The sequence below is a fragment of the Synechococcus sp. BA-124 BA4 genome, assembly GCF_034931165.1.
Genome location: NZ_JAYGIA010000079.1, coordinates 18926 through 27097 on the forward strand (window position 1 = coordinate 18926; position 8172 = coordinate 27097).

Sequence of the window (8172 nt, forward strand, 5' to 3'; positions counted from 1 at the left end):
AGTCCCGACAGCCACACGTCTCTACGCTGAGTGGATGAGACAAGACGGGTTGCGGGTGGATCACGACAGGATCCGGCGTGTGGTGATCGTGGATGGACACGGCATGTTCTACGCCCAGCAGAAGCTGGGCTGGTTCTTCGATCCACGCCGGTTGCTGGAATTGGCCGTCGCCGACCCCGGCGTGGAACTGGATGGTGCCTACTGGTACACGGGCCTGAAGGATCCGGCCGATCAGAGGCCGTTCCGTGATGCGCTCACCAGCCTGGGCTACACGGTTCGCAGCAAGCCCCTGAGGGAATTCGGCACCGATCCCGATCATCGCCAGTTCGCCCGGGCGAATCTGGATGTGGAGATCTGCCTGGATCTGATGACGGTGGCCCACCGCCTGGATGAGGTCTGGCTGTTGAGCGGCAGCCGGGATCTGGAACGGGTGGTGGAAACCCTGCGGGCGAAGGGAATCCGGATCACGTTGCTGAATGCCGACGGGATGGTGCCCCGCGAGCTGCGCAACGCTGTGGATGTCTTCCAGGATCTGGCCGGGTGGCGCAAGCAGCTGGAGAAGGCCGAAGCAACCCAGGTTCCGGTGTTCCAGCGGGACCCGGAGAGTCCCCTGCGGGTCGAGCCGCTCAGCCGGGAGCTGGTGCGCCGTCCACAGGATCGTCAGGAGAGCGGTCCCAGGGAAGTGGTGATCGCGCCACCCCTCTAGGATCGGTTCAACTCATAGTCACATCGACTTGCAACGGTCATGGCCAAGGACCCCGGCCGGGTACTGATCTTCGACACCACCCTCCGGGATGGTGAGCAATCCCCCGGGGCCAGCCTCAACCTGGAGGAGAAGCTGGCGATTGCCCACCAGCTGGCCCGTTTGCGCGTCGACATCATCGAAGCCGGCTTTCCCTTCGCCAGCCCCGGTGATTTCAACGCGGTTCAGCGCATCGCCGCCGCCGTCGGCACCCCCGACGGTCCGGTGATCTGCGGCCTGGCCCGGGCCGCCCGCGGCGACATCAAGGCCTGCTCCGAAGCGGTGGCCCCTGCTGCCCACCGCCGGATCCATACCTTCATCGCCACCAGCGACATCCATCTGGAGCACAAGCTGCGCAAGACCCGAGCCGAGGTGGTGGCGATCACCGCGGAGATGGTGGCCTACGCCCGCTCCCTCGTCGAGGATGTGGAATTCTCCTGCGAAGACGCCGGCCGCTCCGATCCGGAGTATCTCCATGAGGTGATCGAAGCCGCCATCACCGCCGGTGCCACCACGATCAACATCCCCGACACGGTGGGCTACACCACCCCCGCCGAGTTCGGCGCCCTGATCGACGGCATCAACCGGCACGTGCCCAACATCGATCAGGCGGTGATCTCGGTGCATGGCCACAACGACCTCGGACTCGCGGTCGCCAACTTCCTTGAGGCGGTCAAGAACGGCGCCCGCCAGCTGGAGTGCACGATCAACGGCATCGGTGAGCGGGCCGGCAACGCCTCGCTCGAGGAGCTGGTGATGGCCCTGCATGTGCGCCGCAGCTACTTCAACCCGTTCCTGGGCCGTGAGGCCACCAGCACGGAGCCCCTCACCGGTGTGCGCACCGAGGAGATCTACAAGACCTCCCGCCTGGTGAGCAACCTCACCGGCATGGCGGTGCAGCCCAACAAGGCGATCGTGGGCGCCAACGCCTTTGCCCATGAATCCGGCATCCATCAGGACGGTGTGCTCAAGAACCGCCTCACCTACGAGATCGTCGATGCCCGCACCATCGGCCTCGCCGACAACCGCATCTCCCTGGGCAAACTCAGCGGCCGCAGTGCCTTCCGGGCCCGCCTGGAGGATCTCGGCTACACCCTCGAGCGTGACGACCTCGACGACGCGTTCACCCGCTTCAAGGAGCTGGCGGATCGCAAACGGGAAATCACCGACCGGGATCTCGAGGCGATCGTGAGCGATCAGGCCCAGCAGACCGAGGCCCGTTACGTGCTCAAGCTGGTGCAGGTGAGCACCGGCACCCATCTGCAACCCACCGCCACCGTCACCCTCACGACCAGTGATGGGGCCGAGCTCACCGAGGCTGCCATCGGCACCGGTCCGGTCGATGCCGTCTGCCAGGCCCTCAACAGCCTGGCGCGGGTGCCCAACGAGCTGGTGGAGTTCAGCGTCAAGTCGGTCACCGAGGGCATCGATGCCATGGGCGAGGTCACGATCCGCCTGCGCCATCAGGGGGTGCTCTACGCCGGCCATGCCGCTGACACCGACATCGTGGTGGCCGCGGCCCAGGCCTTCGTCAATGCCCTGAACCGCCTGGTGTACGGGATGGAGCGTCAACCCCTGCATCCGCAGAAAGCGTCTCTGCCGGTGGCGGAGCTGCCGCGGCTGTGAAGCATCAGCGGCCTCTCTGGGTGAGTGCCCTGCAGCTGGCGGCCCTGTTGCTGCTGGCTCTGCTGATGCTGGTGCCTCTGCTCTGGCTGGTGAGCACCTCGCTCAAGAGTCCTGCTGAAAACATCTTCTCCACCCCGCCGTCGCTGATTCCCGCCCAGCCGAGCCTGGAGGCCTATGGCCGCCTGTTCGCCGACCATCCCCTGGGCCTGTACCTGTTCAACAGCACGGTGGTGAGCCTGCTGGCAGTGCTGGGAAATCTGCTGTTCTGTTCGCTGGCGGCCTATCCGCTGGCGCGGATGCGCTTCGCCGGCCGTGGTCTGGTGCTGGCCCTGGTGGTGGCCACCATCCTGATCCCCTTCCAGGTGGTGATGATTCCGCTTTACCTGATGATGGTGCAGCTGGGTCTGAGAAACACCCTCTGGGCCTTGATCGTGCCCCAGGCCGCCACGGCCTTCGGCATCTTTCTGCTGCGCCAGAGTTTTCTCGGGGTGCCGGTGGAACTGGAGGAGGCGGCCCGCATCGATGGCTGCACACCCGTCGGGGAATGGTGGAACGTGATGATTCCCGCAGCCCGGGCCGATCTGATCACCCTGGCGATGTTCGTGTTCATCGGCACCTGGAGCGACTTCCTCTGGCCTCTGGTGATCCTCGACGACCCCAGGCTCTACACCCTGCCCCTGGGACTGCAGCAACTGGCCAGCAGCTTCTCCCTCGACTGGCGCCTGGTGGCGGCAGGATCGGTGGTCTCGATCCTGCCGGTGCTGGTGCTGTTCGTGCTGCTTCAGCGCTACATCCTTCCCAGCGCCAGCGGTGATGCGGTGAAGGGCTGAGGCCCGACCACGACCACGACCACGACGACGACCAGCTCTCCTGCCCTCCGGGGCCACGGGCGGGGATTCACTCCTGTGCGAACAAACCGCATCGCTGCCGCTGGGGTTGGTGCAGCCCTCGGTACTCTGCGTTCCACAGAGTCGATCACGCACCGGGCGCCGGAATGGAGACCAGCCTGGTTCTGCAGAATCTGCTCTCACCGCCGGTGCTGTTCTTCGCCCTCGGGGTGATCGCCGTGCTGGTGGGCTCCGATCTGGAGATCCCGGCACCACTGCCGAAGCTGTTCTCCCTCTACCTGCTGCTGGCGATCGGTTTCAAGGGGGGTGTGGAGTTGCTCCACAGCGGCCTCGGTCCCCAGGTGATCAGCACGATCGCGGCGGCGATGCTGATGTCGGCCCTGGTGCCGCTCTACAGCTTCCTGGTGCTCAGGCGCCAGCTCGACACCTTCAACGCGGCGGCCATCGCCGCCACCTACGGCTCCATCAGCGCCGTCACCTTCATCACGGCCGAGAGCTTCCTGGGCCTCACCGGCATGCCTCATGACGGCTTCATGGTGGCGGCCCTGGCACTGATGGAATCCCCTGCGATCATCGTCGGCCTGCTGCTGGTGAAGCTGGCCTCCAGCGCAGCGGCCGAACAACCCCGGGAGGGGATCCGCTGGGGCTCACTCCTGCATGAGGCCTTTCTGAACAGCTCCGTGCTGCTGCTGGTGGGCAGCCTGGTGATCGGTGGGCTGGTGGCGGCCTTCAGTCCGTCCGGGCTGGGCAAGATGGAGCCCTTCACCGGCGAGCTCTTCTACGGAGCCCTCAGCTTCTTCCTCCTCGACATGGGCATCGTGGCTGCCCAGCGGGTGGGGGATCTCAGGCAGGCCGGGGCCTTCCTGATCGGCTTCGCCCTGCTCATGCCCCTGTTCAATGCCGGGGTGGGACTGGCGGTGTCATGGATGCTGGGGCTTCCTCAGGGGGATGCCCTGCTGTTCATGGTGCTCAGCGCCAGTGCCTCCTACATCGCCGTGCCAGCGGCGATGCGGATGACCGTGCCCCAGGCCAGCCCCAGCCTCTACATCTCCACCGCTCTGGGGGTGACCTTCCCGTTCAACATCGTCGTGGGCATCCCGCTCTACATGGCGATGGTGAGGCTCGTCATCCCTGCCGTCTGACCCCTTTCCGACTGTCCGGCCCTTGCCATGCAACGCCTCGATCTCATCTGCAGTGAACGGGAACTCGAGCGGGTGGTGCGCCTGATCGATGCCGCCGGTGCTCCCGGCTACTCGGTGGATCGTCATGTCACGGGCCGTGGGCCCCATGGCTCCGTCTCGGAGTCGATGGAGTTCAGCGGTCTGGGCGCCAATGTCCACGTGATCGTGTTCTGCGAGAGCGAGGCGCTCGAGACACTCCGCCAGGGGCTGCGGCCGATCCTGGAGTACTACGGAGGGGTTGGCTTCGTCTCCCGGGCCGAGCCGCTCTGAGCCCCAGCCCCACCCCCTTCATGGCCAGCGATCCCGCCATCGCCGCATTCGGCTCTAGCTTCACTGCGATCACCCTGGCGGAGCTGGGGGACAAGACGTTCTTCGTGGCGTTCCTGCTGGCCGCCCGCCACCGGGCCCGCTGGGTCTTCGTCGGGGCGTTCGCCGCCCTGGCGGCCGTCACGCTGATCTCCCTGGCCTTCGGTCTGGGGCTGCGCAGTCTGCTGCCGCCGGAGCTGGTGCCGTGGCTGGCGGCCCTCCTCTTCGGCGGGTTCGGCCTGAAGCTTCTGATCGATGCCCAGGCCATGGGTGCGCAGGCCGCCGAGCAGGAGGCCCAGGAGGCGGAGGATCTCGTCAATGCCGCCGAAGCCAACCAGGACCAGAGCCGGGCCGGGGGCTGGCTGGTGGTGCGAGAAGCCTTCCTGCTGGTGTTCATGGCCGAACTGGGGGATCGCACCCAGTTCGCCACCATCTTTCTGGCCACCGCACCGGGGTTCACCTTCAGTGCCCTGCTGGCCGGCACCCTGGCGGGCCATGCCCTGGTCACGGGTCTGGCGGTGGGGGCGGGAAAATGGATCGGCCAGATGCTCTCCGAACGCCTCCTCTACCGGCTCAGCGGCGGCCTGTTCCTGGCCTTCGCCGTGGTGGCCCTGCGGCAGGCCCTGGGCTGAGGTGGTGCCGTCGGTTGCTCAGTTCTGGCGGCCGGTGTAGTGGGCGCAGCACTCGCAGGGACCATCAGGCAGCACGGCGCAGCGCAACAGCGGTGAACGGGCATTGAAGCGGCAACTGGGGTCGCCGATCACCCAGCCTCCGTTCCACCAGCGCGCGTCTGTGGGCTGCCGCTCCGCCTTCACCTGCAGGGCCACCGTGACCAGTTCGTAGCGGCCATTGCACAGCTGGTAGCGGTGGTGCCGCTGCAGCACCAGGAAACTGCGGCTGCCATGGAGAAACCAGCGGCCAGGCTGGGGAATCTCCCCCAGCTCCTCGAGCTCGAGCTGGTCCAGCAGCTGGCCACTGCCGGCCTGACGAAGTTCGATGCGCAAGGGTTTCAGGGGTTCACCTCACCGGCCTCAGCGCTCACGCGCCTGGAGAATCCCCACAGGAACAGGCCCGCCACCAGCAGCAGCAGGGCCCACTCGGGCGGCACCAGCTGGGGCAGCCCCAGGCGGAGCAGCAGGCGCAGGCCCACCAGCCCGACAGCGAGGTACCCGGCCCGCTCCAGGTTGGGGTAGAGCCCCAGCCAGCGGATGAACAGCTCGGCGGTGAGACGCAGGGCGATCACCCCGATCACCCCGCCGGTCATCACCAGCCAGAGACGATCGCTCACAGCCACAGCCGCCGCCACGCTGTCGAGGGAGAAGGCGAGATCGGTGACTGCAAGGGTGAGCACCACCGCCCCTAGTCCAGTTGCCCCGGCATGGCTGCTGGTGGCGGCGCCCGGGTGAGGAGCCTGCTCAGCAGTGGCGGATGCACCCTCGCTGGGGGGCTCAGGCTCATCACCACTTGATTCATCGCCGGGCCGCAGCAGGTTGGTACTGCTGAGCCAGAGCAGATAGGCGGCGGCCGCCAGCTGCAGGGGCCAGAAGTTCAGCACCCAGCGGGCCAGCAGGATCAGCCCCAGACGGAAGACCAGGGCCAGGCCGAGGCCGAGGTTGAGGGCCTGACGCTGGAGTTGCGGTTCGTGCAGCCGCCTTGAGATGGCCGCCAGGGCAATGGCGTTGTCGGCGGAGAGCACCGCTTCGAGAGCCACCAGCAGCGGCAGCAGCAGCAGCAGCTCCCCCCACTGATCCGCCTCCTCCAGCAGGGGTGTGAGGGAGGTAATCGACTCCGCTTCCATTGGCGTGCAGCGGGTTCGGTGGCGCCACTCTAGAAAGTCCCCTACACCGGCTTCCCCGCGATGCAGCTTCGGGCGCGACTGGCCCACGCCGACCCCGGCCTGCGGGTGGTGGAGGTGAGTGCCTGGGATGGTGGCCGCTGTCTGGGCAGCGCCCTCGGGGAGGCCCCCAGCGTCGAGGCCGCCGAAGACCGGGCGCTGCAGCGGCTGCTGCTGCGGCTGCAGGAACCGGCCCCGCTGTCAGCACCGATCGTTGCCCCCCAGCAGGGGGTGGGGGCCACGACGCCGCCGGCGCGGACAGACGTCCGCCCAGCTCCATCACCCGGTCCAGCCCCAGCCCCAACACCAACACCAACACCAGTGCCAGTGCCACCAGTGCCCGCGCCGGCCCTGGAACCCACAGGTGGCCCCGACCGCCCGACCGTCGCGGAAGCCGAACCGCTGGCCGATCCCGACGACTGGAGTGAGGAACTGGCCGAACTGGAGCGGCTGCTGAGGCAGCTGGGCTGGGAGCGGGAGCAGGAGTCGATCTACCTGCAGCGGGCCTTCGATCACCCCAGCCGCAGCCGCCTGATCCGCTATGCCGATCTGCTGGCCTACCTCGCCGCCCTGCGGCGTCTGCAGCCTGGGGTGGATCCGGCCCAGGCCGCCCTGCCCCTGCGCCGCTCCGACCTCCTGCGCCGCTCCGATGGGTTGCTGGCGCGACTGGGCTGGGGAGCGGCCCAGGGGCGCGCCCTGCTGGAGCGCGAATTCCACCTCGCCAGCCGCCAGCAGCTCAGCGACGAGGACCTGCTGCGCTTCAACGACCTCCTGGCGCAACAGCTGGAGGCCCTGACCGGGGTCAGCCCTGAGCACGGCATTCCTTCGCCAGCAGAGCCGGCCCCAGGGTGAGCCGGTGCTGGTTGGCGTAGGCCTCCTGCTCCAGCCGGAGCTCGGTGGGGCTGGCCCTGGCATAGACGGGATCCTGCAGATTGCGCCGGCTGACCGGGTCGAGGACGATCGATAGACCGAGCAGCCTGGGCCGGGCCCAGAGGCCTCCATGGCGGCAGCTCTGGGCGACGTGAATCGCTTCGTGGTTGAGCACCCGCGCGAACTCCACGCTCCCCTTCTCGATCACATCGGGGCGAATCCGCAGGGTCCGGGCGGCCGGTTCCCATTCCCCGGCAGCCCTGGCTTTGCGGGGCGGTCCGATCACCACCTGCACCCCGGCCCGCTCCAGGTTGCTCAGCAGGCTGGCGATGGCGTCGCGTTCCAGCTGGTGGCTGGGTGGATTGCGGCGCAGCTCCTCGATCTGGGCGATGCTCAGGGGCGGATCCTCCAGGCGCCGTTTGTAGAGGTAGCGGATGCGTCCGTCGCCGAGGGGTTCAGCCCGCGGCAGCCAGCTCTGATCGGCCGTGTCGAGCTGGGACAGAAGCTCAGGCAGACCGGCGCTGGTGAGCACCCGATCGCCGGGCCGCGGCGGCTCCGGACGGCTCGCGAGCACCACCTCCTGCAGCTGGATGGTGAGGTCCTGCAGGGCCAGGAGGGTGTCACTGCGCTGGGGCTGGGGGGAGAACAGCATCAGGGCGGCCAGACCACCAGCGGCACTGAGGGCCAGACCGATCAGCAGCGGTGTGGGGCTCCCGGCGGCTGAGCGGCTCCCGGCGCCCCGGGTGCGGCGGGCTGGCCTCGATC

Annotated in this window: 10 protein-coding genes; 7 read left to right on the top strand and 3 right to left on the bottom strand. The window is 67.8% G+C overall.

The window, feature by feature from the left end; all coding sequences use genetic code 11:
• The first annotated feature begins 34 nt into the window (after positions 1 to 34).
• From VB734_RS10490 to VB734_RS10515, 6 genes are all read left to right on the top strand, one after another.
• Entirely contained in the window at positions 35 to 706 is a 672-nt protein-coding gene (locus VB734_RS10490; protein WP_197165366.1) for an NYN domain-containing protein, read from the top strand.
• 39 nt (positions 707 to 745) lie between these two features.
• Entirely contained in the window at positions 746 to 2368 is a 1623-nt protein-coding gene (locus VB734_RS10495; protein WP_197165364.1) for a 2-isopropylmalate synthase, read from the top strand.
• A gap of 65 nt (positions 2369 to 2433) precedes the next feature.
• Positions 2434 to 3198 (top strand): carbohydrate ABC transporter permease, encoded by a 765-nt coding sequence (locus VB734_RS10500; protein WP_231595028.1) that lies wholly within the window; start codon positions 2434 to 2436, stop codon positions 3196 to 3198.
• A gap of 164 nt (positions 3199 to 3362) precedes the next feature.
• Positions 3363 to 4358, top strand: a complete 996-nt coding sequence (locus tag VB734_RS10505) for a sodium-dependent bicarbonate transport family permease (RefSeq protein ID WP_322782587.1) — start codon at positions 3363 to 3365, stop codon at positions 4356 to 4358.
• A 27-nt stretch (positions 4359 to 4385) separates the two neighbouring features.
• Positions 4386 to 4667 carry a P-II family nitrogen regulator gene (locus tag VB734_RS10510; protein WP_197165360.1) on the top strand — a complete coding sequence of 94 codons (282 nt, stop codon included), beginning with the start codon at positions 4386 to 4388 and terminating at the stop codon, positions 4665 to 4667.
• Positions 4668 to 4687: 20 nt separating this feature from the next.
• Positions 4688 to 5335, top strand: coding sequence for a TMEM165/GDT1 family protein (locus tag VB734_RS10515; protein ID WP_197165358.1), 648 nt, complete (start codon positions 4688 to 4690; stop codon positions 5333 to 5335).
• A gap of 18 nt (positions 5336 to 5353) precedes the next feature.
• Here the strand turns inward: VB734_RS10515 and VB734_RS10520 are convergent, their stop codons facing one another.
• Both VB734_RS10520 and VB734_RS10525 read right to left on the bottom strand, forming a co-directional pair.
• The gene (locus VB734_RS10520) at positions 5354 to 5707 is read right to left on the bottom strand and encodes a DUF6464 family protein (RefSeq protein ID WP_197165356.1); all 354 of its coding nucleotides are present in this window, start codon (positions 5705 to 5707) and stop codon (positions 5354 to 5356) included.
• Between the two features lie 5 nt (positions 5708 to 5712).
• Positions 5713 to 6501, bottom strand: coding sequence for a TerC family protein (locus VB734_RS10525; protein ID WP_197165354.1), 789 nt, complete (start codon positions 6499 to 6501; stop codon positions 5713 to 5715).
• Positions 6502 to 6561: 60 nt separating this feature from the next.
• Between VB734_RS10525 and VB734_RS10530 the strand changes: the two genes are divergently transcribed.
• Positions 6562 to 7389: a hypothetical protein gene (locus VB734_RS10530; RefSeq protein ID WP_322782588.1), complete on the top strand. Its 828-nt coding sequence runs from the start codon at positions 6562 to 6564 to the stop codon at positions 7387 to 7389.
• Here VB734_RS10530 and VB734_RS10535 read toward each other — a convergent pair.
• On the bottom strand, positions 7340 to 8172 hold an 833-nt coding region (locus tag VB734_RS10535), incomplete at its 5' end, for a hypothetical protein (protein ID WP_323243328.1). The genes VB734_RS10530 and VB734_RS10535 overlap by 50 nt on opposite strands.